This is a genomic window from Streptomyces sp. NPDC093252, assembly GCF_040683675.1.
Lineage (GTDB): Bacteria > Actinomycetota > Actinomycetes > Streptomycetales > Streptomycetaceae > Streptomyces.
In genome coordinates this window covers 97622-123064 of sequence record NZ_JBFBEM010000020.1, presented here as the reverse complement: position 1 = coordinate 123064, position 25443 = coordinate 97622, and the positions used below count along the sequence as shown (strand labels likewise).

The following is a 25443-nucleotide window of genomic DNA, read 5'->3' as shown; positions in this document are numbered from 1 at the left end:
GGACCGGCACGTGTTCACTGCCGTTCGACGCTTGCGCAGCAAGCCCCGCATGTGGGGGTGGACCTACCGATGACCCCCACCTCCGCCCTCACCGCCCGCCCCGCGACCACCCTCGAACCCGAGCCGAAGCACACCACCCACCCCAGCCGGGTCATCGGCATCGGCACCGCCGTGACCGAGCACTCCTACACCCAGCGCGAACTGCTGGACCTGTTCGACATCACCGATCCCAGGATCCGGTCCATCTTCCTGAACAGCGCCATCGAGCGGCGCCACCTCACCCTCCCGCCCCGCGCCGCCGACCGCACCTTCGTCCAGGAGACCCAGAAGGACCTCCTCGCCAAACACACCCGCCTCGCCCTCGACATGGGCGCCCGCGCGGTCCGCGCCTGCCTGGCCGACGCCGGTCTCGACCTCGCCGACATCGACTACCTGTGCTGTGTCACCACCACCGGCTTCCTCACCCCCGGGCTCAGCGCGCTGCTCATCAAGGACATGGGCATCAGCGCCGGAACCCACCGGGTGGATGTCGTCGGCATGGGCTGCAACGCGGGCCTCAACGCCCTGAACGCCACCGCCGCGTGGGCCGCCGCCCACCCCGGCCGGGTCGCCGTCCTGCTCTGCGCCGAGGCATGCTCCGCCGCCTACGTCATGGACGCGACCCTGCGCACCTCCGTCGTCAACAGCCTCTTCGGCGACGGGGCCGCCGCCATCGCCCTGCTCGCCGACCCGCCCGACGCCGCCGGGCCCGCCCCGGACGCGCTGCCCGGCGGCGCCGGTGCCCAGGCGGGCCCCCGGCTGCTGGGCTTCGCCAGCCATCTCATCACCGACGCGATCGGCGCCATGCGCTACGACTGGGACGACACCCAGCACAAGTTCAGCTTCTACCTGGACCCCGACATCCCCTACGTCGTCGGCGCCCACGCGGAGCGCGTCGTGGACCGGCTGCTGGACGGCGCCGGGCTGCGCCGCAGCGACATCGCCCACTGGCTGGTGCACTCCGGCGGCAAGAAGGTCATCGACGCGGTCCGCGTCAACCTCGGCCTCACCCGCCACGATCTGCGCCACACCACCGACGTCCTGCGCGACTACGGCAATCTGTCGAGCGGTTCGTTCCTCTTCTCCTACCAGCGGCTGCTCCAGGAGGGCCGCGCCCGGGCCGGCGACTACGGAGTGCTGATGACCATGGGACCTGGCTCCACCATCGAGACGGCGCTGGTCCAGTGGTGAGCGCCACGCGCACCGGCCCGGCGCGACTGCGCGTCGACGGCGGGCAGCCCCCGACCCCGGAGACCGTGGCCGCCCTCGCGGCCCTGTGCGACGGGGCCGAGGACGGCGGCGGGTACGGCCCCGTCGTCGTGGAACTGTCCGGCACCCCGGCGGCGGGGTGGACCGACGGGCTGACGGTGGGTCTGATCAGCAAGTGGGAGCGGGCGCTGCGCCGCTTGGAGCGGCTGCCCACCACCACCATCGGCATCGCCGACGGCGACATCGGCGGCACCGCCCTGGACACCCTCCTAGTCCTGGACATCCGGATCGCCACCCCCTCGCTGCGGCTGATGCCCCCCGTCACCGACGGCGCCACCTGGCCCGGCATGGCCCTGCACCGCCTGGTCCAGCAGACCTCGGGCACGGCCGCCGTCCGCCGCACGGTCCTCCACGGCACCCCCATCGACGCGGAGCGCGCCCTTGCCCTGCACCTCGTCGACGAGGTCACCGACGACCCGTCGGCCGCGGTGGCGGCGGCCGGGTACACGGCCGCGTTCACCGGCTCCGAGCTGGCGATCCGCCGCCAACTGCTGCTCGACGCCCGTACCGTCCCCTTCGAGGAGGCGCTCGGGGCGCACCTGGCCGCCTGCGACCGGGCACTGCGGCGGACGGCCGCCGCCGAGGAGAAACCGGAGCACGGGACCCCGGAGGTGACGGCATGACGGCCGCCGACAGTCCGCCCACCGTGCCCCGCCCCATCGACCCGGCCGAACTGCGGGCCGATCTGCCCGCCGCGCGGGCGGCCCTCGCCCGCGCGGCCCGGCAGCACGCCACCGCACCCCCCGGCCGGCTCCGGGCCCTGCGCGCCGCCTTCCTGGACACCCACACCGACGCCGTCTACGCCGAACTGACCGGGAACCGCACCCGCGGCCCCGGTCTGGAGACCCTGGCCGCCGACGCGGAACGGGTGTTCCAGGGGCTCGTGCCGACCGCGGCGGAACTGGCCGCGGACCGGGCGCTGCCGCAGGCCGACAAGGCCGGGCACGAGATCGACCTCGGTCTCTTCTTCAGCCGCGTCCTGCGCTCACCGCTGTCCGGCACCCACCTCATGGAGAGCCTGCTCGCCCCCACCGCCCGCGCCCTCCGGCTCCTCCCGGACTTCACCGCCACGGGCCACGCCGACCTCGGCTCGGTACGGCTGGAACGCCGGGACGGCGTCGCCCGGCTCACCCTGTGCCGGGACGACTGCCTCAACGCCGAGGACGACCGGCAGGTCGACGACATGGAGACCGCCGTCGATCTCGCCCTGCTCGACCCCGGGGTCGAACTCTGTCTGCTGCGCGGCGGGGAGATGACCCACCCCCGCTACCGGGGCAAACGGGTGTTCAGTGCCGGGATCAACCTCAAGAGCCTGCACGCCGGGGGCATCTCGCTCGTCGGGTTCCTGCTCCGCCGCGAACTCGGCTGTCTGCACAAGATCTGGCGCGGCGTCCGGGTCGACGACGAGGGGTCCTGGCACACCCCGCTCCGGGCCAAACCCTGGGTCGCGGCCGTCGACGCCTTCGCGATCGGCGGCGGGATGCAGTTGCTGCTGGTCGTGGACCATGTCCTGGCCGCCTCGGACGCCTACCTCAGCCTGCCCGCCGCGCAGGAGGGCATCGTCCCCGGCGTCGCCAACTTCCGGCTGCCCCGCTCCACCGGCCCGCGACTGGCCCGGCAGATCATCCTGGAGGGGCATCGCGTCCGGGCGACGGACCCGGAGGCCCGGCTCCTGATCGACGAGGTGCACGACCCGGACGCGCTCGACGCCGCCGTCGAGAACAGCCTCGACCGGCTGCGCGGCCCCGCCGTCACCGCCAACCGCCGGATGCTCAACTCCGGGGAGGAGGACCTCGACGCCTTCCGCCGCTACATGGCGGACTTCGCGCTGGAGCAGGCGTTCCGGCTGTACAGCGCCGATGTGATCGGCAAGGTGGGCCGCTTCTCGACCGGGGCGGGCTGACCTGCCGGGACTGTACCGGGCAAGGCCGGGGCACCCGATCCGAGGGGTGCCCCGGCCGCTCAGGGCCGCCCGGCGGCCACCTCACCGCCGACGCCGGAAGGGAGACTCCCGGGGCGGGCGGACGTCATCGCCGGGGAGGCGCCCCGGTGTTGGGTCGCCGCCTGCCGGGGAGAAGACCATGACAATGGGGAGGCGGTGCCGTATGGGTGAGTTCGTCGAGGCCGGCGGGGCGAGGATCTGGACCGAGAGCCGTGGTGCGGGGGCGGACGTGCTGCTGATCGCGGGGCTCGGGGATCCCGCCGAGGCATGGGAGGCGCAGCTCGACGGGCTGGCCGACCGCTACCGGCTGATCGCCTTCGACAACCGGGGCGCCGGACGCACCCCCCTGCCGGACGGGCCGCTCTCCATGGCATCCCTCGCCGACGACGCCGCGGCACTGCTCCGCGCGCTCGGTGTCGACCGCGCGCACATCGCCGGGTTCTCGGGCGGCAGCGCCATCGCCCAGGAACTGGCGATCCGCCACCCCGACGCCGTCCGCAGCCTCGTCCTCACCAGCACCTGGGCCCGCGCGGACGCCCGCTTCACCGCTCTGACCCGCTCCTGGCACTGGCTGGTGACCGGGGCCCCCGACGCCCGCGCCATGCTGGAGGCGTTCTTCCTCTGGATCTACACGGCCCGCGCCCACGCCGACGGCACGGTGGCGGCGATCGTCGAGGACTCCCTCGCCTTCCCCCATCCGCAGTCGGCCGAGGCGTTCCAGCGGCAGTTGGAGGCGTTCACCCGCCACGACACCCTCGACCGCCTTCCCGGGATCACCGTCCCGACCCTCGTCCTCGCCGGTGAGCAGGACATCGCCACCCCGCCGCGTCTCGGCCGGATCGTGGCCGACGCGATTCCGGGGGCCCGCTTCCAGATGCTCGCGGACGAGGCGCACCAGCCGTTCCAGGAGTCGCCGGACCTCTTCAACGCCCTGGTCGACGCCTTCTGGAGCGAGGCGGACACGCCCTGACATCCGGCGCCCGGCCGGGACGTTGACCGAGAGGGCGAGCGTGGGAGAAGCGGGCGGGCCCGGGTGCCGGGTGCCGCCCTTCGCGCAGGGCGCCAGGGGCGGAGCGCCCTGCGCGGGGCCCGGCCCCGCCGAGAGGTGGGGTGGCGGGGCCGGGTGACTATGGCCGGTGGCCGGTGGCCGCGTTCGGCGTCCGGTGGCTAGGCGCAGGGGCCGAGGTCCTCCCAGACGCCCCACTGGCCGGTGGTGCCGGGCTGTTCGCCCGAGGTCCACCACTTCGCCCGCCAGGTGTGGCCGCCGTAGGAGACCGTGCCGCCGCCGTTGTAGACGCTGCCGGCGGCCCAGGCCGGGGCGGTGCAGCCCGTCGGCTCCTCGCCGCTGCCGCCGATGTTGACATCGACGCAGGAGTAGAAGGCGTTGCCGGTGTCGGAGACGTTCCAGACGGCGAGCACCTTCTGACGGCCCGTGCGGGAGCCGAAGTCGATCCGGTGGCTGACGTCGGCGGCGGGCTGGGCGTTGCCCCCGCTGAACTCGGCGATCTTCTGGCTGCCGATGTAGTACTGCCAGTTGGCGGTGGCGTGCCGGGCGGTGTGGTGCCAGGTGAAGGTGTGCGTGCTGCCGACCGGCGTCACCCGCCAGGGCTTGCTGTCGTCGTCCAGCTCGGCGAACTGCGCGTTGCCGCCGCTGCAACTGGTCAGGCCCTTGGGCCCTTCGACGCTCTGCGGCTCGTACTGGATCTGGCCGCAGTCGACGACGCCCGCGGCGCACTGGTCCTGCCGGCTGCCGGGCGAGGTCACCCAGCCATGGGCGTTCGCCGAGCCGGTCGGCAGGCTGATCGCGAGCAGCGGTGCGATCAGCGCGCCGATGGTACAGGCCACCCGTCTGTTCTTGTTCATGCCATGCCCTCTCTTGGGATGCACGCACAGGGAGTTGGTCTAGACCTTCACCGCCATTAGGTCTAGACCATAGCCGGAAACCCGATCCGGTCAAGAGGGTGAGGGAAAGGAACCGGCCGACCTTCGGGGCGAGTTGCTTTCGCTCACCCGCGTTCGAACTTCTTGGCCTATTGGTCTAGACAAGAGGGTGGGAGGTGGTTAACAGTCTTGGGAACGTCAGCCGTTTCCGGACCATGTCCGCCCCGACCGGCAGCGCCGCGCACCCCCTCCGCCGAACACGACGGCCCGGGGGACACACCGCCACGCACCACCGCGACGCCTGCCCCGCCCCGCACGGCGATGTGCTCGACCGGCATCGTCCACGCACCGCTGTCGGCACCACCGCGCCCCGGCCGCACACCCTGCCGTGCGGCTGTGCCGCCGTGCCGTCACCGGGTTCCTGTGTCCGGTACCGGCCTGTCCCGTCCGCCGAGAGGAGGTCCCGCCCGCACCCGTCCGCGACTCGGCACGACCCGCACCACGGCAGCACCACCCCCCACCACGGCGCCGCCCCCGCTCGGGGCGCCGCGAGAGAGGAGCCTCACCGATGGAAGCGCTGGAGAAGAACAGAGAGCATGTGATCGGGCTCTTCAGGATCGTCGTCGGCCTGATGTTCGCCTGTCACGGCGCCGCCACGCTCTTCGACGTCCTCGGCGGACCGCACGGCGCCGCACCCGAGGTCGCCGCCTGGCCCGGCTGGTGGGCCGCCATCATCCAGTTGTTCGGCGGCGCGCTGGTCCTGGGCGGCGTCGCCACCCGTCCCGCGGCCCTGCTCTGCTCGGGCTCCATGGCCTACGCCTACTTCGTCGAGCACCAGTCCGCCGCGCTGTTCCCCATCGAGAACGGCGGTGAGGCGGCGGCCATGTTCTGCTGGTCCTTCCTGCTGATCGCCGCGCTCGGACCCGGCCGCTGGACCCTGACCTCCGTCGCCCGCCCCGGCCGGGGCGGCGACCGTCCGGTGGTGGCCGGCCGCTGACGCCGGCCACCGCGGTGTGCCGGTGACGGCGGACCCGCCTCCTCCCCGGCGAGCCCGCCCCGGCGCCACCGCCCGCCCCCCGGCACCCGCCTCCGCACCGGATTCCGGTCCTGGGGCGGGTGCCGGGGGCGTCGCGATCCTGCGGCGTCAGAACCCGTGCCGCGCCCCGCCGTCCACCGACAGCATCACGCCGGTGATGTAGGAGGCGGCGGGGGAGAGCAGGAAGGCGCCCGCGCGGCCGAACTCCTCCGGGGTGCCGTACCGGCGCAGGGGAATCCCGGACTCGTTGGCGGTGCGGCGGGCCGCGGGGTCGGCGGACAGCCCGTCCAGCTCGCGCATCCGGTCCGTGCCGATCCGTCCCGGCAGCAGGCCGAACACCCGGATGCCGCGCGGCCCGAGTTCGTCCGCGAGCGCCTTGGCGAACCCGGCGAGCCCGGGGCGCAGTCCATTGGAGATGACCATGCCCGGGGCGGGTTCGTGCACGGTGATCGACAGCACGAAGCCGATGGTGCCGCCGTCCCCGAGTTCCGCGGCGGCGGCGCGGGCGAGCCGCACCGAACCGAGGAACACCGACTCGAACGACGACTGCCACTGCTCGTCGGTGTTGTCGGCGATGTTGCCGGCCGGCGGGCCGCCGACGCTGATCAGAATGCCGTCGAAGCCGCCGAACGTCTCCCGCGCGGTGTCGATCAGCCGCTGCGCGGCCTCCGGGTCGGCGTTGTCGACGGCGACCCCGGCCGCGTTCGCGCCCAGTTCGGCGGCGGCCTCGGCGGCGCGCCCGGCGTCCCGGCCGGTGATGACCACCTTGGCACCGTCGGCGATCAGCTCGCGCGCGACGGCGTTGCCGAGCCCGCGGGTGCCCCCGGTGACGATGTACACGCGGTCCTTCAGTTCCAGATCCATCCGGTTCCCTGCCGTTCCCTGTCGTCCCTGTCGATCCCCGGTGGGACCCGGTGCTCGCGCTCCCGTACCCCCCGGACCCTCATTCTAGGTCACTGACCTAGAGCCTGAGCGCAGTAAACTAGGTCGGTGACCAATAGGCAACAGGGTGACCGGCTTGATCCGGCCACGGTGATTCGTACGGCGCTGGACCTTCTGGACGAGAAGGGCCTGGACGCGGTGTCCACCCGGGCGGTCGCCGACCGGCTCGGCGTCCGGATCAACACCGTGCAGTGGCATGTGAAGACCAAGGCCCGGATGCTGGAGCTGATGGCGGACGCCGTCCTCGGCGAGATCCGGCTGACCGGACTGCCCCCGGCCCCCGCCGACCGCGTCCGCGAACTGGCCCGGCGCTACCGCCGCGCCCTGCTCTCCCACCGCGACGGCGCCTCCCTGGTCGTCGGCACCTACCCGGCCGAACCGAACACCCTGCGCTTCGCGGACGCCCTGGTCGGCGCGCTCCTGGACAGCGGCCTGGACGACCGGGCCGTCGCCTGGACCGCCTGGGCGGTCATCTACTTCGCCCTCGGTCTCACCCAGGAGGAACAGGCGGTCGACCAGCGTCCGCTGGGCGATGTCCTGTCCGGCGCGGTCTCCGCGACCACCCACCCCGCCCTGCACCGCATCGTCGGCCATCTGGCACCGGGGTCGTTCGACGACCGGTTCGAATTCGGGGTGAGCGCCATCCTGTCCGGAAGCTGAGGCCCCCCGACGGGCCGCCGGGGCACGGGGGAGCGTGGCGCCACGGTGGCCCGGCAACCCCCGGGACCGGCGATCCCGCGCCCCCCTCCCCTCACCCCATGAGACGGAACGGCCATGCGCCATACTGGCGCCACGGAGGTCGGTTCGTTCGCGGACGGACGCGGGTGCGACCGGCATCCCCTCCACCACGGAGGTCCCCCCGGACGAGAAGGGAAAGCCATGCCCGCTTTCGACACTCCTGAGCCGATCACCCTCAGGATCGACGTCGGCGCGGTCGGCGATGTGCAGATCACCGCCGAGGACCGCGCCGACACCGTCGTCGAGGTACGGCCGACCGACGAGACCGACGCCTCGGACGTGAAGGCGGCCGAGCAGACGACCGTCGGGTTCACCGACGGCGTGCTGACGGTCAGGACCCCGAAGCCCCGGGCGCTCGGCTTCTCCCGCAAGTCCCACTCGGTGGATGTGACCATCGCGCTGCCCAGCGGCTCACACCTGCGGGGCGAGGCCCCGGTCGCGGACCTGCGCTGCTCCGGCCGGCTCGGGGAGTGCTCCTTCAAGACGGCCACCGGCCATCTCCAGGTCGACCGCACGGGCCCCCTGAAGCTGAAGACCTCCGCCGGTCATGTCACCGTCGGCCGGGTCGACGGCGACGCCGAGATCGCCACCGCCACCGGCCGGATCCGGATCGCCGACGTCGAGGGCGCCGCCACCGTGAAGAACTCCAACGGCAACACCGACATCGGCAGGGTCACCGGCACCCTCCAGGTCCGCTGCGCCAACGGCGACATCTCCGTCGACCACGCCCTCGGCGCCCGTACCGACATCGAGACCTCCAACGGCGGCATCCGCCTCGGTGAGGTCACCGGGGACACCGTCGCGCTGAAGACCGGGACCGGCGATCTGGAGATCGGCATCGGCGCCGGCCGTCCGGCGAAGCTGGAGCTGAGCACCGGGTTCGGACGGGTGCACAACATGCTGGAGAGCACCACCGAGTCCCCCGGCGAGGCCGTCACCGTCCGGGGACACACCGCCTTCGGCGACATCACCCTCCTGCGCGCCTCCTGACCGCACGCGAACGCCCCTGCCCGGCAACGACCGGAGCAGGGGCGTCAGGCGTACGGTCCGGGCGGTCCCGGACCCGGCGGCGGACGGGCGTTACTGCACCCAGCCGTCGAACCGCTGCTTGCCGCGCGGGGTGCGCTTGCTGTGGGCGAGCGCCGCGGCGGAGGCCCGCACCATCCAGGCGTTGACCGAGATGCCCTGCCGGGCCGCCGCCTCCTCGATCTGTTCCTTCATCTCCTGCGGGGGGCGGAAGTTGATCCGGGCCGTGGCGCCGCCCGCGGTACCGGCGAGCGCCGCCGCCGACCACTCGCCCGCCGCGTCGGCGCCGGCGTCCGCGGTGTCCTCGGCCGCGCCGGTCCCGGCGGGCGGGGTCACCACGAAGCTGGGCTCCATTCCGCGCAGCCGCAGATCCACCGAACCGGGCGCCAGATCCCGGGTGATCTCCTCGGTGGCGGCGGACAGCACATTGAGCAGCGTGAGCCGGACGGCCGACTCCAGGGGAGCGATGAGCCGTTCGGCGACCGCGCGGGTCTCGGCGTCGCCCGCCGCGGAGGCCGCGACCAGCTCCTCGCGCAGGCTCTCGACGTACAGTCCAAGTTCCATGGAACCATCATGGCACGCAGATTGCGCCGCGCGGCACCGCCCCGGCCCCACGGCCCCCCGAAACCCCTCTGGCCAGGTGAAACAGCCCCAGGAAGGCATACGGCGCTGAGGCGCCCGCGCTGATCCGGCCGCCGGGGGAGGCGGTTGCGCGGGCGGTTCCCGGCCAGGTTGGCCCCTCCATGGCGCCAGTTCCGCGCCGCGCCCGACCGGGAGGCGGCGGGCCGACGGTCGGCGGGTAGGCGGGCGGGCGGGTCGGCGGGCAGGCGGGTGGCGGCACGGGAAGAGGTGCAGCCCCGCCCCCTGGCGCTCGCCCTCACCCCGACTGCCACACCCCCGCCAGCGCCGCCGTGGTCAGGACGTCGTCCGGCCGTCCCTGCCCCACCAGGCGTCCGGCCCGCAGCAGCAGACAGGCGTCGGCCGCGCGGGCGGCGGTCAGGTCATGGGTGGCCTGGACGACCGTCATCCCGTCCGCGACCACCTCCGTCAGCAGCGCGGCGATCCGGTCCCGGGCCTCCGGGTCGAGGCCGGTCGTCGGTTCGTCGAGCAGCAGCAGATCGGAGCCCTGGGCCAACCCCTGGGCGATCAGGGCCCGTTGGCGCTGACCGCCGGAGAGCGTGCCGAGCTGGCGACCGGCGAGGGCGCCGATGCCGAGGCGGCCGAGGGCCTCGTCCACCAGGGCGTGATCCCGCCGGGTCAGCCGCCGCCAGGGGCCTCGCTCGCCCCAGCGTCCCATCTCCACCGTCCGCCGCACGGTCAGCGGCAACGCGTCCGGCGCCGCCGCGCGCTGGGGCACGAAGGCGGCGGCTCCGGCGGTCCGGCGGTCGAGGGTGCCCGATGTCGGGCGGATCACACCGGCCAGCACGCCGAGCAGCGTCGACTTGCCGCTGCCGTTCGGACCGACGAGCGCGGTGGACTTCAACGCCGCTATACGGGTGGTGAGTTGATGGAGCGCGGGGCGGCCGTCGTAACCGGCGGACAGCTCGGTGAGGGTGAGAAGCGCGGTCGTGTCCTGCTCCCGCTCGGGCCCGAGGGGCGGTTTGTTGAACATGGTTTTCATTGTAGTGTCGCGGCCATGGAGTGGTTGACGGCCCCTTTCGAGGCCACGTTCGTGCAGCGCGCCCTGTGGGGCGGAATCCTGGTGTCGGCGATCTGCGCGCTCGCCGGGACCTGGGTGGTGCTCCGGGGGATGGCCTTCCTCGGCGACGCCATGTCCCACGGGCTGCTGCCGGGGGTCGCGCTGGCCGCCCTGCTCGGCGGCAGTCCGCTGCTGGGCGCGGCGCTCAGCGCGGCCGTCATGACCGCGGGGGTCACCGCGCTGGGGCGGGCGCCGAGGCTGTCCCAGGACACCGGCATCGGGCTGCTGTTCGTCGGGATGCTCTCGCTGGGCGTGATCATCGTGTCCCGCTCGCAGTCGTTCGCGGTGGATCTGACCGGCTTCCTGTTCGGGGACGTCCTCGCGGTCCGGGAACGGGACCTGGTCCTGCTCGCCGGCGCGCTGCTCGCGGCGCTGGCGGTCGCGGTCCTCGGGCACCGGGCGTTCGTCGCCCTCGCCTTCGACCCCCGCAAGGCCCGCACCCTCGGGCTGCGGCCCCGGCTCGCCCACGCCGTCCTGCTCGGGCTGCTGGGGCTGGCGATCGTGGCCTCGTTCCATGTCGTCGGCACCCTGCTGGTTTTCGGGCTGCTCATCGCCCCGCCCGCGGCGGCCCTGCCCTGGGCGCGCGGTGTCCCCGCCGTCATGGCGCTCGCCGCGCTGACCGGGGCCGCCGCCACCTTCGGGGGCCTGCTCCTCTCCTGGCACCTGGGCACCGCCGCCGGAGCGACCGTCTCGGCGCTCGCCGTGGCCCTCTTCTTCCTCTCCCACCTGGGCTCGGCCCTCCGCCACCGGACACGCGGGGCGGGACGACTCTGTCCCCCCTGACCGGCCACGCCCAGCCCACGCCCGTCCACCGACGACCGAAGGAAACCCGAGGCGATGGCCCCGACCGTTCGACCCGACGACACCTCACCCGCCCCGCCCCCCGCCCCCCGGCCGCCGACGGCCCGCCCCCTCCCCGCCCTGCTGCTCACCGCCCTGCTCGCCACCGCCGCCTGCGCCGGACCCGGGGACGGCACCGCCGAGGACAACAGGCCCCCGGCGGACACCGGTTCCGCGTCCCCGGCTCCGCACGGCCATGTCGAGGGCGCGCGGGAGACCGCCGAGCAGCAGTCCCGGCTGCTCCTCAACGACCCGGACAGCGGCAGCACCCAGGTGCTGGACCTGATCACCGGCCAGGCCCACGACACGGCCCCGGTGCGGGACGCCGTACGGATCGGCACGGACGGGCGGTTCGGGTTCCTGCACACCGGCGAGGGTGTCCGGGTGCTCGACACCGGGGCCTGGACCGTGGACCACGGGGACCACGTCCACTACTACCGCGCGGACCTCAAGGACATCGGTGAACTCCCCGCGGGCGAAGCCGCCCAGGTGCGCGGCGACACCGCCGTCACCGCCGTCACCGACGACCGGGGACGGGCCGCGCTGTACCGGCGGGCCGACTGGGAGGCGGGCCGCACCGGGACCGCCCGCCCGCTGCCGGGGACCTACACCGTCCCGGTCGTCCCCTTCGCCGGGCACCTGGTGGCGCTGGTCGCGGACGACGGCGGCGGGGCGGCGCGGCTGGTCGCGCTGGACCGGGCGGGGCAGCGGGCCGAGGTGCCGGACGCCGAGTGCGCCGAGCCGGCGGGCGACGCCGTCACCCGGCGGGGGGTGGTGCTGGCGTGCGCCGAGGGGGCGTTGCTGGTCGGCGAGCGGGACGGCGCCCTCACCGTCGATGAGATCCCGTACGGGGAGCCGGTGCCCGAGGGGGAGCGGGCCGCGGACTTCCGGTACCGGCCGGGCGGCGACACCCTCGCCGCACCCGCCGGGGACGACGCCGTCTGGGTGCTGGACGTGGGGGAGAAGACCTGGACGCGGGTGGAGACCGGGCCGTTCGTCGCCGTGAACACCGCCGGGGAGGGCTCCCCGCTGCTGGTGCTGGCCCCCGACGGCACCCTGCGCGGCTTCGACCTCGCCGACGGTGAGCAACTCGCCCGCACCGAGCGGCTGGTGACACCGGGAGCGGAGGTCGCGCCGGTCATCGAGGTCGACCGCAGCCGCGCCTATGTCAACGACCCGCTCGGCAGGCGGGTGCTGGAGATCGACCACCACGACCGGCTGCGGGTCGCGCGGACCTTCCCCCTGGACATCGCGCCCCGGCTGATGACGGAGACCGGGCGATGAGCGGGGCGCGGGTGAAGCGGCGGGCCCGGGTGGCGGTGGCGCGGGTGCGCGGGCTGCTGATGACGCTGGTCGCGCTGGTCACCGTCGCCGCGGCCGGAGCCTGCGCCCGGGGCGAGGAGCCGCCCAGGATCGTCGTCACCACGAACATCCTCGGTGACATCACCCGGGAGATAGCCGGTTCCGAGGCCGAGGTGACGGTGTTGATGCGGCCCGGCGCCGACCCGCACTCGTTCGGGCTGTCGGCGGTGCAGGCCGCCGAACTGGAGCGGGCCGACCTCGTCGTCTACAACGGGCTTGGTCTGGAGGAGAACGTGCTGCGGCATGTGACGGCGGCCCGCGACGCCGGGGTGGAGGTCTTCGAGGTGGGCCGGTCGGTCGATCCGCTCACCTTCCGGGCCGGCGACGAGGGCGGTCCCCGGGACGGGGCGGGCGCACCCGACCCGCACTTCTGGACCGACCCGGACCGGGTCCGCACCGCCACCCGGCTGATCGCCGAGCAGATCACCGAGCATGGCGACGGGGTGGACGGCACGGCCATACGCGCCAACGCCGAGAGCTACGACCGCGCTCTCGCCGACCTCACCGACTGGATGACCGACTCCTTCGACCGGATACCCGAGGACCGGCGGGCGCTGGTCACCAACCACCATGTCTTCGGCTATCTCGCCGACCGGTTCGGCTTCCGGGTGATCGGCGCGGTCGTCCCCAGCGGCACCACCCTCGCCTCCCCCAGCTCCGCCGATCTGCGCTCGCTGACCCGGGCGATGGAGCGGGCCGGGGTGCGCACGGTGTTCGCCGACTCCTCCCGGCCCACCCGGCTCGCCGAGGTGCTCCGCACCGAACTGGGCGACGGGGTCCGGGTGATCGAACTGCACTCCGAGTCACTCACCACCGAGGACGGCGGAGCCGACACCTATCTGCGGATGATGCGCGCCAACACCACCGCCATGACCGACGGCCTGACCAACGGCACCTGACCGGCGCCCCGACCGACGGCTGGCCAGCGCCCTGACCGACCAGCGGCCCGACCGGTGGCTGAGCCCCGGTCCGCCCGGTCCCTCAAGCGCCCCACCCGAAACGCCGCGCGCATGCGACGGCACCGAGAGGAAGGAAACCACCATGCACACCCTCAGATCCATATCCCGGCCGCCGAGGCGCCGCAGCGCCCTCGCGGGCACCGCCCTCACCCTCGCCGTGGCCACGGTCCTCACCGCCTGCGGGGGCGGCGGCGCCGACTCCGCCCGGCAGTCGTCCGCCGACACCCGGGCCAAGAACGCCCCGAGCGCCACCCCGGTTACCGACCCCCTGGTCGCCACCTTCGACGGCGGACTGCACATCCTCGACGGCGACACCCTGGAGGTCGCGAGCACCATCGAGCTGCCCGGCTTCAACCGGGTCAACCCGGCCGGGGACGCCGACCATGTCATCGTCTCCACCGACACCGGCTTCCGCGTCCTGGACGCCACCGCGCAGACCTTCACCGGCATCACCTACCCCGGTGCCGAGCCGGGCCATGTCGTACGGCACGCGGGGCGCACCGCGCTGTTCACCGACGGCACCGGGGAGGTCGCCGTCTTCGACCCCGCCGACCTCGGCGCGGGCGAGCGGCCCGAGAGCCGTACGTACACCTCCGCCGCGCCGCATCACGGGGTCGCCGTCGAGCTGAGCAACGGGGAACTGCTCAGCACCCTCGGCACCGAGGAGGAGCGCACCGGGGCCCTCGTCCTGGACCGGGACAACCGGGAGATCGCCCGCGCCGAGAACTGCCCCGGGGTGCACGGCGAGGCCGCCGCCCGGGGTGAGGCGGTGGCCGTCGGCTGCGAGGACGGCGTCCTGCTGTACCGGGACGGCGAGTTCACCAAGGTCGACGCCCCCGACGCCTACGGCCGGATCGGCAACCAGTCCGGCAGCGACGAGTCCCCCGTCCTGCTCGGCGACTACAAGACCGACCCGGACGCCGAGCTGGAGCGGCCGACCCGGATCTCCCTCATCGACACCGAGAAGGCCACCCTGCGTCTGGTCGACCTCGGCACCAGCTACTCCTTCCGCTCGCTGGGCCGCGGCCCGCACGGCGAGGCCCTCGTCCTCGGCACGGACGGCGCCCTGCACGTCATCGACCCGGAGAGCGGTGACGTGACGCAGCGGATCCCGGTCGTGGGGGAGTGGGAGGAGCCGCTCGACTGGCAGGAGGCCCGGCCCACCCTGTTCGTGCGCGGCCACACCGCGTATGTCTCCGAGCCGGGGAAGAGCGCCCTGCACGCGGTCGATCTGGACACCGGGCGGAAGACCACCTCGGTGACCCTGCCGGACCGCACCAACGAACTGTCGGGGGTGGTCTCCGGCCACTGACCGCCCCGCTGGTGCGTCAGGCCGTCGCCAGGTGGGCGGGGGCGGTCCGCAGCCGGTGGGTGACATCGGTCAGGTCGGCGATGAACATGCCGGCGAGTTCGGCGGTGAACCCGGTGCGGACCACCAGCCGCAGGACGGACACGTCCTGGCAGGGCGCGGGGAAGTCGTAGGCGGGCAGATGCCAGCCGCGGGCGCGCATGGCGGCGGAGACGTCGAACACCGTGAAGCCCGGGGTGCCGGGGGCCAGCCGGAAGGCGAAGGCCGGGAGTTCGGAGCCGTCGGTGACCAGCTCGTAGGGCGTCAGGGCGCCGATGCGGGCGGCGAGGGCACGGGCCGTCGTGCGGTTCTGGGCGGCCAGATTGCGCAGGCCCTCGAAGCCGTAGCGCAGGAAGCTGTAGTACTGGGCGACGACATGGGCGCCGGGGCGGGAGAAGTTGAGGGTGAAGCTGGGCGAGCTGCCGCCCAGGTAGTCCACCTCGAAGACCAGGTCGTCGGGGAGCGCGGCGGCGTCCCGCCACAGGGCCCAGCCCAGGCCCGGGAAGACATGCCCGTACTTGTGGCCCGAGGTGTTGATGGAGGCGACCCGCTCCAACTGGAAGTCCCACATCAGACCGGGATCCAGGAACGGGGCGACCATCGCGCCGGACGCGCCGTCGACATGGACCGGGATGTCGGTGCCGGTGGCGGCCTGGTAGCCGTCCAGGGCCAGGCAGATGTCGGCGACGGGCTCGTAGGAGCCGTCGAAGGTGGAGCCGAGGACCGTGACGACCCCGATGGTGTGGTCGTCGCAGTAGGCGGTGAGGGTGTCGGGGGTGAGGTGGTAGCGGCCCGGCTCCATGGGGACGTAACGGGGCTCCACCTCGAAGTAGTTGGCGAACTTCTTCCAGCAGACCTGGACGTTCGAGCCCATCACCAGATTGGGGCGGGCGGTGTCCTTGCCCTGGGCGCGGCGGCGCTGCTGCCAGCGGCGCTTGAGGGCGAGCCCGCCGAGCATGGCGGCCTCACTGGAGCCGGTGGTGGAGCAGCCCCGCACCTGCTCCGGGCGCGGCGCGTGCCACAGTCGCGCCAGCATCCGTACGCAGCGCTCCTCCATGGCGGTGATCTGCGGGTACTCGGCGCGGTCGGCGAGGTTCTTCTCCGCCGTCTCGGCCATCAGTTGCCGGGCCTGCGGCTCCATCCAGCTCGTGACGAAGGTGGCGAGGTTGAGGCGGGCGTTGCCGTCGAGCATCAGCTCGTCCCGCACGCGCCGGGAGATCAGCTCGGGCGCGGACGCGGTGAGCGGCAACTCGTCGAGGGGCGGAGCGACATCGGGGAGGACGGCGACCTCCGGGGAGAGGGCCGGGGAGAGGGCCGGGGACAGGGACGGGGCTTGCGCGATGCCGGTGCCCGTGCCGGTTCCTTCCTCGGGTTCGCTCTCGCTCTCGCCGTCGTACTCTCCGGAGCGGCCCGGGCGGGTGGCGCGGGTGGAGCGGGAGGTGGTGCCGGGCCTGACGTCGGTCTGCGGTAGGGACATGGCTGCGAAGTGCCTTTCTGGAGTGCGGCCCCCGTCGTGTCCGACGCTAGATCGCCAAGGCCCCTCCCGGCTTCGCCGATTCCCCCGATCCAGTGATCGATTTACATACTGATGAACGCGATTTTCCCTTGGACATACTGGGGACGCACGGAGACAGTCCAGGAACGGCACAAAGGAGACCACCATGACCGAACGGAACGACGTGATCGGTGTCAGCGTGCCGCGCGACCTTCCGGCGGGTGAGGTCGTCGCGTTCGCCCGGCGGGCGGAGGACCTCGGCTTCGGGGAACTGTGGGTGGTCGAGGATCTCGGCTACCGGGGCGGGCTGGTCCAGGCCGCCACCGTCCTGGCCGTCACCACCCGGATCCGGGTCGGTGTCGGACTGCTGCCGGCCGCCGCCCGCAACGCCGCCTTCGCGGCCATGGAGATCGCCGCCCTCGCCCAGCTCCACCCCGGCCGCCTGGACATCACCGTCGGCCACGGCATGCCGCACTGGATGCGCAGTGTCGGCGCCTGGCCCGCCAGCCCGCTCACCCTGCTCGGCGAGTACATCACCGTCCTCAAGGGGCTCCTGGCCGGTGAGGAGGTCCGGCACACGGGGCGGTACGTCACGGTCGACGGGGTGCGGCTGGACGCGAGCGCCCTGCCCGGGACGGTTCCCGAGGTGCTGGCCGGGGTGCGCGGGCCCAAGTCCCTCGCCGTGTCCGGCGCGGTGGCCGACGGCACCCTGCTCGCCGAGCCGGTCACCCCCGCGTACGCGCGCTGGGCACTCGCCCGGATCTCCGCCGACCGCCCGCACCGCCTCGTCGCCTACAACGTGGCCGCCGTCCACCCCGACCCGGCCGTCGCCCTGGCCGCCGTCCGGCCCGCGCTCGCGCCGGTCGCCGAACCCGACTGGCGGCCCCACATCGCGCCGCTGCCCTTCCACGACGAACTGCTCGCCCTGCGCGCCCGCAGCGCGGGCCCCGAGGAGTTCGCCCAGGCCCTCCCGGACCCCTGGGTGCGGCAACTCGCCGTCACCGGCACCCCGGAACAGGCCCGCGCGACCCTGGCCGGACTGTTCGAGGCGGGCGTCACCAGCGCGGTCCTCACCCCGGCGGGCCCGGACCCCCTCAAGGCGCTGGACTCACTGGCGGCCGTGCTCTGAGGCGGGCCGGGGCGCGTCCCGGTCCGTCCCGCCGTCGACCCAGGGGGCCACCGCCCCGGCGCAGCGCCGCCGCTCCTCCTCCAGCGGGAGGGCGGCGAGCAGCGGCAGCAGCAGCCCGGCGAGTTCGCGGGCGGTCTCCGGGTCCCGGCTGGTGAGGAGCGTCCACACCGCGTGGGCGTTGCGCAGGGTGCGGTGGGTCTCCTCGTCGGGTGCCTCGGCGGCCCGCCGGCGCTGGGTCGTCTCGACCAGATGCGCGGCCGTCTCCGCCCACGCGTGGGTCCGGGCGGCCGACAGCAGGGTGAGCCAGGCCCGTACGGTCAGCGCGTTGACGGTGTAGGGGTGCAGGGGGCCGAAGTCCTCGTCGAGGGCCGACTCCAGGTGGTCGGCGGCGGCGACGGCCTCGGGATAGCGGCCCGCGGCCACCCGTTCGGTGAGCCGCGCCCACAGGGGGTCGTACGCCATGGGCAGCGGGGCGGCCCAGGCGTCCGGTGCGAGTTGGTCGGTCACCGCGTGCGCTCTCCGATCCCTCCGGCGTCACCGGGGCCCGTCCGGCACAGCCGGTCCTCATGGTGGGGCCGGGCGGCGGTGGCGTCAATGGCGGGGCCGGTGCCCGCGCCGAAGGGGCATGCGGTCCGCCCACTCGGGCAGTTCACCCCGGGCCGGGCAGGAAGCGGGCGATCAGGGCGGCCAGGATGTCGGGGCGCTGGAGATGGAGGTCGTGGCCGGTGCCGGGGACGCTCACCGCCAGCTCCGGCATCCGGCGCCGCAGCAGGTCGTCCACCTCGGCCGGGGCGAGGAAGCCGGACTCGGCGAGCACCAGCAGGGTGGGGCGGGCGACCCGGTCCCAGTCGGCCGCGAACGACCGCTCGGCGGTCTCCGCCAGCGCCCGCACCAGCACCTCCCGGTCGAACCGGGGCCACAGACCGCCGTCCCGCGCCCGGAGCCCGTCCGCCCACCCCGCGCCGACCGCGCCCCCGCCGAAGAACCGCACCGCGTCCCTGTACGACGGGAACGGCACCGGCCAGGAGTCCAGCCACCGGCCGATCCGTTCCGGTCCCCGCGGGTCCGGAGCGCCCGCCCCCGCCTCGACCACCACCAGCGCCCGGACCAACTCCGGATGCCGGGCCGCCGTCAGCACCGCCGTGTGCCCGCCCAGGGACTGCCCGGCCAGCACCACCGGCACCGCGAGCCCCAGCCCCTCGACCAGCGCCACCACATCGGCCACGTACGCGGCCCGCGACACCTCACCCGGCCGCCGCTCGCTCCCGCCGTGCCCGCGCTGGTCCAGTGCGAGCACCCGCCAGGCACCGGCGAGGCGTCCCGCCAGCGCGTCCCACTCCCCGGCGTGCCCGGCCAGTCCGTGCAGCAGCACGATCGGCGGCCCGTCCCCGCCCCAGTCCCGGCACACCAGCCGGACGCCGTCCCGGATGACGGCCCGCTCGGTCCAGGGGACCCCGGTCGCGCCGGTCGCGCCGGTTGCCTCGGTCGATCCGGTTGCCCCGGTTGCCTCGGTCGATCCGGTCACTTCGGCCGTCCCGTTCATCCCGGTCGTTCCGCTCGTCCTGGTCGTCCCGGTCAGATCGGTCACCTCGGCCTCCGGCCCGCTCCCGGGCGGCCGTTCCGTCCGGGCGGGAGCCCCAGGTAGTACCACCGAGCCGGGCGGCGGCGCACCCGCGTTTCGGCCGAGGGGGCTTTCGAGACGGCCCAGGATCAGCGGGCGGGGGGCTTGCTCAGGGCTGCTCCTGCTTCTGGGCTTCCCTCTGGGCCGGTTTCCGTCCCTGGCCCTGTTCCTCCTTCCCCTTCTCCATCTCCTTCCCCTTCTCCTTCAGGTGCTGCCGGGCTCGTTCGGCGGTTCGGGTGGTCGGGTGCAGGGCGATGGTCAGGGGGGAGGCGATGAAGACGGAGGAGTACGTGCCGACCGCCAGGCCGATGAGCAGGGCCAGGGCGAAGTCGGTGAGGGCGTCGTCGGCCAGGACGGCGAGGGCGGTGAGGATGATGGCCGCGCCCATCCCGGTGTTGACCGTGCGGGGGAGGGTCTGGAGGATCGCCCGGTTGGTGAGCCGGGCCACGGGGGTGGTGCGGTCCCGGGCGAGGAGTTCGCGGATGCGGTCGAAGAGGACCACCGAGTCATTGACCGAGTAGCCCACCACGGTCAGCAGTGCGGCCAGGAACAGTCCGTCGATGGGCTTGCCGAGCCAGGCGAACACCCCGGCCAGGATGACGACGTCGTGCGCCAGCGCACCCACCGCACCGGCCGCGAACATCCAGCGGAAGCGGACCGAGAGATAGAGGAGCTGGGCACCCAGGGCCAGGCCCAGGGCGATCAGCGCGTTGCGCCGCAGTTCCTCGCCGAGGCTCGGGCCGATCAGTTCGTCCCGGACCTGCTCCGTGTCGCCGCCGAGCCGTCCGATGGTCTCGGCGACGGTGTCCGCGTCGGCGTCGCTGAGGTCCTCCGCCCGTACCGTCACCGCGTCGTCCCCGGAGGACTGGACGACGGCGCGGGGCACCCCGGCGTCGGCGAGCGCGGCGCGGGCCCGGTCCGGGTCGACCGCGGTGCTGGTGCGGTACTCGATCAGCCGGCCGCCGGTGAACTCGATCCCGAAGTCCAGCCCGCGCACCAGCACGCCCGACCCGGCGAGCACCAGCGCGGCGGCGGAGACGGCCAGCCAGCGGCGCGGCCTGCGCATCAGGAACGGATCCCTGCGGGTCAGCCGCTCCCGCACCCATCCGATGGTCGCGATACCGCTGATCCGGGGCCTGCGCCGGACCAGCCCCCGGCCCGCCGCCCACTCGGCGAGGACCCGGGTGATCACCAGCGCGCTCACCATCGACGCCAGCACCCCGATGCCGAGGGTGACCCCGAAGCCCCGCACCGGCCCGGAGGCCAGCAGGAAGAGGAGCCCGGCGGCGATGAGGGTGGTGATGTTGGAGTCGGCGATGGCGCTCAGGGCGCCCCGGAAACCGGCCGTCAGCGCCGAGCGCGGACTCGGGCGGCGGCGCGCCGCGTGTTCCTCCCGGGCCCGTTCGAAGACGAGGACGTTGGCGTCCACCGCCATGCCGATCGCCAGCACGAACCCGGCGAGACCGGGCAGGGTCAGGGTCGCGCCGAGCGCGGCGAGGGCGGCGTAGGAGATCAGGCCGTAGCAGGCCAGGGCGATGGTGGCGAGCAGGCCGAGCAGGCGGTAGACGACGATGATGAACAGCGCGGTGAGCGCGGTGCCGATGACGGCGGCCCAGGCGGCGGCGGAGATCGCCGCGTCCCCGAGGGTGGCGCCGATGGTGCGCTGCTCGATGGTCTCCACCGGCACCGGGAGGGCGCCGCCGGAGATGAGCAGGGCCAGTTCGCGGGCCTCGGTGTCGTCGAAGGACCCGGTGATCTGGGTGGACGAGCCGGGGATGCCCGCGCCGCAGCTCACCGAGGGGTCGACCTGCGGTGACGAGATGACCTTGTCGTCCAGCACGATCGCGACCCGGCGCTGCGGGTCCCCGGGCGGGTTGCAGGCGGCCCGCGCGGTCAGGGCCGTCCAGTCGGCCCGGCCGCCCTCGCCGAAGCCGACGGTGACATGCCAGCCGGTGCCGCTCTGCGGGTCGAACCGGGCGTCGGCGCCTTCGACGTCCTGCCCGGTGAGACCGGCGGGGCCCAGGCGCAGGGGCTGGCCGGACTCGTCGGGGAGGACGCGTTCGGCCCCGGCGGGTTCGTCACCGGAATCGGCCGGTGGCGCGGTCGTCGCCGGGTCGGCGGGGCCCAGGACCGGGTGCATGGTGAGCTGGGCGGTGCGGCCGAGCACCTCGGCGGCCTGCTCCGGGTCCTGGACCCCGGGCAGTTCGACGATGATCCGCTGGTCCCCGGAGCGGACCAGGGTCGGTTCGGCGACGCCGAGCGCGTCGATCCGGCCGCGGAGCACCTCCAGGGTGCGGTCGGTGGCCGCGCGGTCGGCCTCGGTGGTCGGGGTGGAACGGGTCTCCAGCACGATCTGGGTGCCGCCGCGCAGATCCAGTCCGAGTCGGACGGGCACGGTCAGCGCGATGGCGAGTGAAGCGGCGAGCACGGCGAGGGCGAGCAGCGCGCGCAGGCGCTGCCCGGGGTGACGGCGTGTCAAGTCGATGCCTCCGGCAGGCAGGTCGGGGCGCGACGGCACCACGGCATGCCTCGGCCGGGTCACCGACGCGGAAGTCGGAAAAAGAGGGGGAGGGATCAGATGCCGGGGTGTGCCGGAGGTGCCCGGCCGCGGTGCCGGTCCGCGGGGGCGGGGGAGAGGGAGGGCGCGGGGACGCGGGCCGCGGCGCGGGCGGCGTCGGCCGGGGCGGGCGCCGGGAAACGGGTGTGGGTGGCGTGCTGGTCCAGCGGGGACGGACGCTCGCCGGGATGCTCGTACCGCGTCCCGCGGGCGTGGGCGGCGCAGCCGGTGACGCAGGGTTCGTCGGCGTGCTGGGCGGGGGAGCCGGTGTGCTGGACCCCGGCGACCGGCGCCGCCGGACCGGCCGGGGCCGCCCCGGACAGCGCGGTCGGCAGCACCGCGAGAAGGACGGCGAGCAGCGCGCCGACGGTCGCCGCGAGGCGGTGACCCGCGGGCGGACGGAGGGCGGGGCCGGGTCGGCGCGACGGCGGCCCGGCGGGGGGCGTCAGGGCTCCACCAGCCCGGCGCGGATCGCGTACCGGGTCAGCTCCAGCCGGTCCCGCAGCGCCAGTTTGTGCAGCAGATTGGCCCGGTGGCGGTGCACGGTCTTCACGCTGATGAAGAGGATCTCGGCGATCCCCTTCGACGAATGCCCCTCGGCGATCAGCTTCAGCACCTCCTCCTCGCGCGGGGTGAGCACATGCTCGGCATTCTCCTCGCCGTGCCGCACCCGGTCCAGATAGGTGCGGATCAACGCGGTCACCGCGCCCGGGTACAGGAACGGCTCGTCGCGCATCGCGGCCCGGCAGGCGGCGACCAGATCGCGGTCCGCGACCGATTTCAGCACATAGCCGCACGCCCCGGCCTTCAGCGCCTGGAACAGATACTGCTCGTTGTCGTGCATCGTCAGCATCAGGATCCGCAGACCCGGGAGCAGTGCGCTCAGTTCGCGGGTGGCCTGGAGGCCGGTGAGCCGGGGCATCGCGATGTCCAGGACGGCGAGATCGACCTCCAGGCCGCGGGCCGCCTCGATGGCCTCCGCCCCGTCCCCGGCCTCCGCGACGACTTCGAGGTCCGGCTCCCGGTCCAGGATCAGCCGCACCCCGCGCCGGACCAGGGCGTGATCGTCGGCCAGGAGGATGCGGATGGGGCGCGCGGGGGCGGAGGCGGGGACCGGCGAGGGTGTGGGGGAGGGAGCGGGCGCGGAGGAGGGAACAGGGGAGGGAACAGGGGAGGGCTGGGAGGGCAGGGGCGCGGGAATGGGGGAGGGCTGGGAGGGCGGAGGGCCGGGCATGGGGGAGGGCTGGGGCGACAGGGGGTCGGGTATGGGGGAGGGCTGGGGCGGTAGGGGGTCGGGTATGGGGGAGGGCTGGGGCGGTAGGGGGTCGGGCATGGTCACGGCTGCTTTCCGGTCGCGGGGACGGGGGTGGTCAGGCGGATACGGGTGCCTGCGGCGGGCGTCGAGGAGATGTCCAGCGCCGCCCCGGCCAGCAGGGCGCGTTCCCGCATCCCCCGGATCCCGGCGCCCTCGTGGGCGGCCTCGATGCCCCGGCCGTCGTCGGAGATCTCCAGCATCACCGCCGCCCCGGCCCGGCGCAGCCCCACCTCCACCCGGGCGGCCCCGGCGTGCCGGGCCGTGTTCGTCAGGCTCTCCTGCGCCACCCGGTACAGCACGAGTTCCGTCTCCGGCTCCAGGGCGGGCAGGTCGGCGTCGAAGCGGCGCACCACCCGCAGCCCGGTGTGGGTGGCGAAGTCCTGGGTGAGCGAGATCAGGGCGCTGACCAGGCCCAGGTCCTCCAGCACCCCGGGCCGCAGCCGCCGCACCAGCCGCCGTACCTCGTCCAGGCTCTCCCGGGTGATCTCCTGTACCTGCTGAAGCTCCGCGCGCAGCGGCTCCGGGGCGTCGTCGGCGGCCCGCTTCAGCACCAGCAGGATCGCGGTCATGCCCTGGCCGACCTCGTCGTGCAGTTCCTGCGCGATCCGGCGGCGCTCCGCCTCCTGCGCCAGCAAGGCACGGGCACTGGAGGTGGCCCGCTCGTGCTCCAGCCGGTCCAGCATCGCGTTGAACGTCCGGATCAGCTCGGCGACCTCGCCGCCGCGACCGCCGGGGGCGGCCTCGCGGGTGGGGCGCCCTGTGACGGTGTCCTTGCCGGTGGCGTCCTCGGCACGGGCTCCGGGCACCGGCAGGCGCTGGCCTGGGCGCAGCAGGTCCACCGTGCCCATCAGCCGGGTCAGCCGGCCCAACGGGGCCAGACCCCAGCGCAGCAGGGCGCCATTGGCGACCAGCATCACCCCGAGACCGCCGACCAGGACGACCGCCTCGGTCAGCAGCACCGGCACCGACACCGTCACCGGCGCCCACAGCAGCAGTCCGGTGGCGGCGCCCAGCACCACGGCGTTCAGCCCGAAGATCCGCCAGAACAGCGACACCGGGTCCTTCTCCCTCCACTCGCGCCTCCGCGCCCACCGCGCTCTCCGTCCCCCCACCGTGCCTCGCCGCCCGCCCGCGCGTCGATGGGGTCCAACCCCCATTTCGCAGGTCACGGGCTACCCACGGCGGGCATGTGGTCATCGCGGCCCCCGCGAAATGGGGTCTGCGCCCGATGGGACCGGGGCCCGGGAGCACGCACAGTGGAGACGGATCAGGCCGTCCGGTCCGGTGCTTGTCCCGTGGTCGCCGACGACCCGCGGGCCCCGCCCGCCCGGACGGCCGTCGCTGCGCGTACCGCGCCTTGAGAGAGGAGCCGCCGTGGCGCTCGACATCTCCCCCAGCGGGAACAACACCCCCAGCGGGAGCATCCCCCGTGGGAACTCCCTCAGTGGGAACTCCCCCGGCGGGAAGTCGGCCGAGGACCGGATCAGGGGGTCCAGGACCGTCGGGCCGGTCGTGCACGAGGCCCGCCAGCGCCTCGAACACGCCCGGAACAGCCGGCTGGCCCAGCTCCACGCGCTCGAAGGCACCGGCCAGAGCGCCGACGACCATCTGCTGTCCGTGCAGGCCGAGGCGATCCGCCGGGTGCTCACCGAGATCGACGAGGCGTTCGCCCGGGTCGGGGCCGGTACCTACGGCGACTGCGCCGGCTGCGCCCGGCCGGTCGCCGCCGAGCGCCTGGAGATCCTCCCGTACACCCGGTACTGCGTCACCTGCCAGCGTCACGCGGCCGGCTGACCGCGGCCCGACGGTACGAGGTGATGCCGTGAACCACCGGACCGCGGGCGACCGCGCCGCCGCCCAGTTGCCCCCCGAGGACCGGGGCCTGTCGCCCGAGGACCTCGCCGCGCTGCGGGAGGACCTGCGCGAACAGCGGCTCTTCCGTCAGGAGCAGCTCCGTCAGATCGCGGCACCGCCGCGCGCCGAGTCCGAGTATCCGCGCGGACGCCGCTCCGCGGCCCGGACCGAGGTGCGGATCGAACTCGCCGCGTCCGCGCGCATGGTGCTCGCCGATGTGGAGGCGGCCCTGCGCCGGATCGCCGAGGGCCGCTACGGCGTGTGCGGGCTGTGCCGCCGTCCCGTCGAACGGGAGCGTCTGCTGATCGTCCCGCAGGCCCGCTACTGCGCCCGCTGCCAGCAGGTGCGGGAGGCGGGGTCCGCGCCGCACGGTCCGGGGTCCGGTGACCTC

Annotated in this window: 24 protein-coding genes and 1 pseudogene; 14 read left to right on the top strand and 11 right to left on the bottom strand. The window is 74.3% G+C overall.

Annotation, left to right across the window (positions count from 1 at the left end; genetic code table 11):
• Positions 1-69: 69 nt before the first annotated feature.
• From dpgA to AB0O01_RS33370, 4 genes are all read left to right on the top strand, one after another.
• Positions 70-1230 carry a 3,5-dihydroxyphenylacetyl-CoA synthase DpgA gene (gene dpgA, locus AB0O01_RS33385; RefSeq protein ID WP_365319383.1) on the top strand — a complete coding sequence of 387 codons (1161 nt, stop codon included), beginning with the start codon at positions 70-72 and terminating at the stop codon, positions 1228-1230.
• Positions 1227-1931, top strand: coding sequence for an enoyl-CoA-hydratase DpgB (gene dpgB, locus AB0O01_RS33380; RefSeq protein ID WP_365319381.1), 705 nt, complete (start codon positions 1227-1229; stop codon positions 1929-1931). Before dpgA ends, dpgB begins: the two co-directional genes overlap by 4 nt.
• Positions 1928-3211 carry a (3,5-dihydroxyphenyl)acetyl-CoA 1,2-dioxygenase DpgC gene (gene dpgC, locus AB0O01_RS33375; protein ID WP_365319379.1) on the top strand — a complete coding sequence of 428 codons (1284 nt, stop codon included), beginning with the start codon at positions 1928-1930 and terminating at the stop codon, positions 3209-3211. The genes dpgB and dpgC overlap by 4 nt, the downstream gene beginning before the upstream one ends.
• Positions 3212-3413: 202 nt before the next feature.
• Entirely contained in the window at positions 3414-4220 is an 807-nt protein-coding gene (locus tag AB0O01_RS33370; RefSeq protein WP_365319377.1) for an alpha/beta fold hydrolase, read from the top strand.
• Positions 4221-4417: 197 nt separating this feature from the next.
• On the opposite strand, the gene AB0O01_RS33365 is transcribed toward AB0O01_RS33370, so the two are convergent.
• Positions 4418-5113, bottom strand: a complete 696-nt coding sequence (locus AB0O01_RS33365; RefSeq protein WP_365319375.1) for a lytic polysaccharide monooxygenase — start codon at positions 5111-5113, stop codon at positions 4418-4420.
• A 586-nt stretch (positions 5114-5699) separates the two neighbouring features.
• Between AB0O01_RS33365 and AB0O01_RS33360 the strand changes: the two genes are divergently transcribed.
• Positions 5700-6128, top strand: a complete 429-nt coding sequence (locus tag AB0O01_RS33360) for a DoxX family protein (RefSeq protein WP_365319373.1) — start codon at positions 5700-5702, stop codon at positions 6126-6128.
• Positions 6129-6275: 147 nt separating this feature from the next.
• Here the strand turns inward: AB0O01_RS33360 and AB0O01_RS33355 are convergent, their stop codons facing one another.
• The gene (locus AB0O01_RS33355) at positions 6276-7031 is read right to left on the bottom strand and encodes an SDR family oxidoreductase (RefSeq protein WP_365319371.1); all 756 of its coding nucleotides are present in this window, start codon (positions 7029-7031) and stop codon (positions 6276-6278) included.
• Positions 7032-7157: 126 nt separating this feature from the next.
• Between AB0O01_RS33355 and AB0O01_RS33350 the strand changes: the two genes are divergently transcribed.
• Complete coding sequence (locus AB0O01_RS33350) at positions 7158-7769, top strand: TetR/AcrR family transcriptional regulator C-terminal domain-containing protein (protein ID WP_365319369.1); 612 nt, start codon at positions 7158-7160, stop codon at positions 7767-7769.
• A gap of 219 nt (positions 7770-7988) precedes the next feature.
• Positions 7989-8837, top strand: coding sequence for a DUF4097 family beta strand repeat-containing protein (locus tag AB0O01_RS33345; protein ID WP_365319367.1), 849 nt, complete (start codon positions 7989-7991; stop codon positions 8835-8837).
• A gap of 90 nt (positions 8838-8927) precedes the next feature.
• Here AB0O01_RS33345 and AB0O01_RS33340 read toward each other — a convergent pair whose 3' ends face one another.
• Positions 8928-9437 (bottom strand): hypothetical protein, encoded by a 510-nt coding sequence (locus tag AB0O01_RS33340; RefSeq protein ID WP_365319365.1) that lies wholly within the window; start codon positions 9435-9437, stop codon positions 8928-8930.
• A 313-nt stretch (positions 9438-9750) separates the two neighbouring features.
• Positions 9751-10485, bottom strand: a complete 735-nt coding sequence (gene aztA / locus AB0O01_RS33335) for a zinc ABC transporter ATP-binding protein AztA (protein ID WP_365319363.1) — start codon at positions 10483-10485, stop codon at positions 9751-9753.
• A 24-nt stretch (positions 10486-10509) separates the two neighbouring features.
• On the opposite strand from aztA, the gene aztB reads away from it, so the two are divergent.
• The 4 genes from aztB (at position 10510) to aztD (ending at position 15045) form a co-directional block, all read left to right on the top strand.
• On the top strand, positions 10510-11355 hold the full coding sequence (aztB, locus tag AB0O01_RS33330; protein ID WP_365319361.1) for a zinc ABC transporter permease AztB: 846 nt from the start codon (positions 10510-10512) through the stop codon (positions 11353-11355).
• Positions 11356-11409: 54 nt separating this feature from the next.
• A complete protein-coding gene (locus tag AB0O01_RS33325; protein ID WP_365319359.1) occupies positions 11410-12696 on the top strand; it encodes a hypothetical protein in 1287 nt (428 codons plus the stop codon).
• Positions 12693-13673, top strand: a complete 981-nt coding sequence (gene aztC, locus AB0O01_RS33320; RefSeq protein ID WP_365319357.1) for a zinc ABC transporter substrate-binding protein AztC — start codon at positions 12693-12695, stop codon at positions 13671-13673. The genes AB0O01_RS33325 and aztC overlap by 4 nt, the downstream gene beginning before the upstream one ends.
• Before the next feature lie 142 nt (positions 13674-13815).
• Complete coding sequence (gene aztD, locus AB0O01_RS33315) at positions 13816-15045, top strand: zinc metallochaperone AztD (protein ID WP_365319355.1); 1230 nt, start codon at positions 13816-13818, stop codon at positions 15043-15045.
• 16 nt (positions 15046-15061) lie between these two features.
• Here the strand turns inward: aztD and AB0O01_RS33310 are convergent, their stop codons facing one another.
• A complete protein-coding gene (locus tag AB0O01_RS33310) occupies positions 15062-16558 on the bottom strand; it encodes a glutamate decarboxylase (RefSeq protein ID WP_365319353.1) in 1497 nt (498 codons plus the stop codon).
• 184 nt (positions 16559-16742) lie between these two features.
• Between AB0O01_RS33310 and AB0O01_RS33305 the strand changes: the two genes are divergently transcribed.
• Complete coding sequence (locus AB0O01_RS33305) at positions 16743-17705, top strand: LLM class flavin-dependent oxidoreductase (protein ID WP_365319351.1); 963 nt, start codon at positions 16743-16745, stop codon at positions 17703-17705.
• Here the strand turns inward: AB0O01_RS33305 and AB0O01_RS33300 are convergent.
• The 6 genes from AB0O01_RS33300 to AB0O01_RS33275 form a co-directional block, all read right to left on the bottom strand.
• On the bottom strand, positions 17685-18212 hold the full coding sequence (locus AB0O01_RS33300; RefSeq protein WP_365319349.1) for a hypothetical protein: 528 nt from the start codon (positions 18210-18212) through the stop codon (positions 17685-17687). The two genes, AB0O01_RS33305 and AB0O01_RS33300, sit on opposite strands and share 21 nt — an antisense overlap.
• Positions 18213-18354: 142 nt before the next feature.
• Positions 18355-19293 carry an alpha/beta hydrolase gene (locus AB0O01_RS33295; RefSeq protein WP_365319347.1) on the bottom strand — a complete coding sequence of 313 codons (939 nt, stop codon included), beginning with the start codon at positions 19291-19293 and terminating at the stop codon, positions 18355-18357.
• Between the two features lie 142 nt (positions 19294-19435).
• Entirely contained in the window at positions 19436-21805 is a 2370-nt protein-coding gene (secD, locus tag AB0O01_RS33290) for a protein translocase subunit SecD (RefSeq protein WP_365319345.1), read from the bottom strand.
• 95 nt (positions 21806-21900) lie between these two features.
• Positions 21901-22221, bottom strand: coding sequence for a hypothetical protein (locus AB0O01_RS33285; RefSeq protein ID WP_365319343.1), 321 nt, complete (start codon positions 22219-22221; stop codon positions 21901-21903).
• Positions 22222-22328: 107 nt separating this feature from the next.
• Positions 22329-23117: a response regulator transcription factor gene (locus AB0O01_RS33280; protein ID WP_365319341.1), complete on the bottom strand. Its 789-nt coding sequence runs from the start codon at positions 23115-23117 to the stop codon at positions 22329-22331.
• Between the two features lie 101 nt (positions 23118-23218).
• Entirely contained in the window at positions 23219-24253 is a 1035-nt protein-coding gene (locus AB0O01_RS33275; RefSeq protein WP_365319339.1) for a sensor histidine kinase, read from the bottom strand.
• Between the two features lie 427 nt (positions 24254-24680).
• Here AB0O01_RS33275 and AB0O01_RS33270 point away from each other — a divergent pair, with 427 nt between their 5' ends.
• On the top strand, positions 24681-24992 hold the full coding sequence (locus AB0O01_RS33270) for a TraR/DksA C4-type zinc finger protein (protein ID WP_365319417.1): 312 nt from the start codon (positions 24681-24683) through the stop codon (positions 24990-24992).
• Between the two features lie 88 nt (positions 24993-25080).
• A pseudogene (locus AB0O01_RS33265) lies at positions 25081-25410 on the top strand (TraR/DksA C4-type zinc finger protein); the annotation flags it as partial.
• Between the last annotated feature and the right edge of the window lie 33 nt (positions 25411-25443).

Excerpts from the sequence above, each read along its gene's own strand:
- AB0O01_RS33310 (WP_365319353.1), bottom strand. The coding sequence starts at position 16,558 with ATGTCCCTACCGCAGACCGACGTCAGGCCCGGCACCACCTCCCGCTCC.
- AB0O01_RS33360 (WP_365319373.1), top strand. The coding sequence starts at position 5,700 with ATGGAAGCGCTGGAGAAGAACAGAGAGCATGTGATCGGGCTCTTCAGG.
- AB0O01_RS33280 (WP_365319341.1), bottom strand. The coding sequence starts at position 23,117 with ATGCCCGGCCCTCCGCCCTCCCAGCCCTCCCCCATTCCCGCGCCCCTG.
- AB0O01_RS33370 (WP_365319377.1), top strand. The coding sequence starts at position 3,414 with ATGGGTGAGTTCGTCGAGGCCGGCGGGGCGAGGATCTGGACCGAGAGC.
- aztD (WP_365319355.1), top strand. The coding sequence starts at position 13,816 with ATGCACACCCTCAGATCCATATCCCGGCCGCCGAGGCGCCGCAGCGCC.
- dpgA (WP_365319383.1), top strand. The coding sequence starts at position 70 with ATGACCCCCACCTCCGCCCTCACCGCCCGCCCCGCGACCACCCTCGAA.
- AB0O01_RS33345 (WP_365319367.1), top strand. The coding sequence starts at position 7,989 with ATGCCCGCTTTCGACACTCCTGAGCCGATCACCCTCAGGATCGACGTC.
- AB0O01_RS33305 (WP_365319351.1), top strand. The coding sequence starts at position 16,743 with ATGACCGAACGGAACGACGTGATCGGTGTCAGCGTGCCGCGCGACCTT.
- dpgC (WP_365319379.1), top strand. The coding sequence starts at position 1,928 with ATGACGGCCGCCGACAGTCCGCCCACCGTGCCCCGCCCCATCGACCCG.
- aztA (WP_365319363.1), bottom strand. The coding sequence starts at position 10,485 with ATGTTCAACAAACCGCCCCTCGGGCCCGAGCGGGAGCAGGACACGACC.
- AB0O01_RS33340 (WP_365319365.1), bottom strand. The coding sequence starts at position 9,437 with ATGGAACTTGGACTGTACGTCGAGAGCCTGCGCGAGGAGCTGGTCGCG.
- AB0O01_RS33355 (WP_365319371.1), bottom strand. The coding sequence starts at position 7,031 with ATGGATCTGGAACTGAAGGACCGCGTGTACATCGTCACCGGGGGCACC.
- AB0O01_RS33325 (WP_365319359.1), top strand. The coding sequence starts at position 11,410 with ATGGCCCCGACCGTTCGACCCGACGACACCTCACCCGCCCCGCCCCCC.
- aztB (WP_365319361.1), top strand. The coding sequence starts at position 10,510 with ATGGAGTGGTTGACGGCCCCTTTCGAGGCCACGTTCGTGCAGCGCGCC.
- aztC (WP_365319357.1), top strand. The coding sequence starts at position 12,693 with ATGAGCGGGGCGCGGGTGAAGCGGCGGGCCCGGGTGGCGGTGGCGCGG.
- AB0O01_RS33365 (WP_365319375.1), bottom strand. The coding sequence starts at position 5,113 with ATGAACAAGAACAGACGGGTGGCCTGTACCATCGGCGCGCTGATCGCA.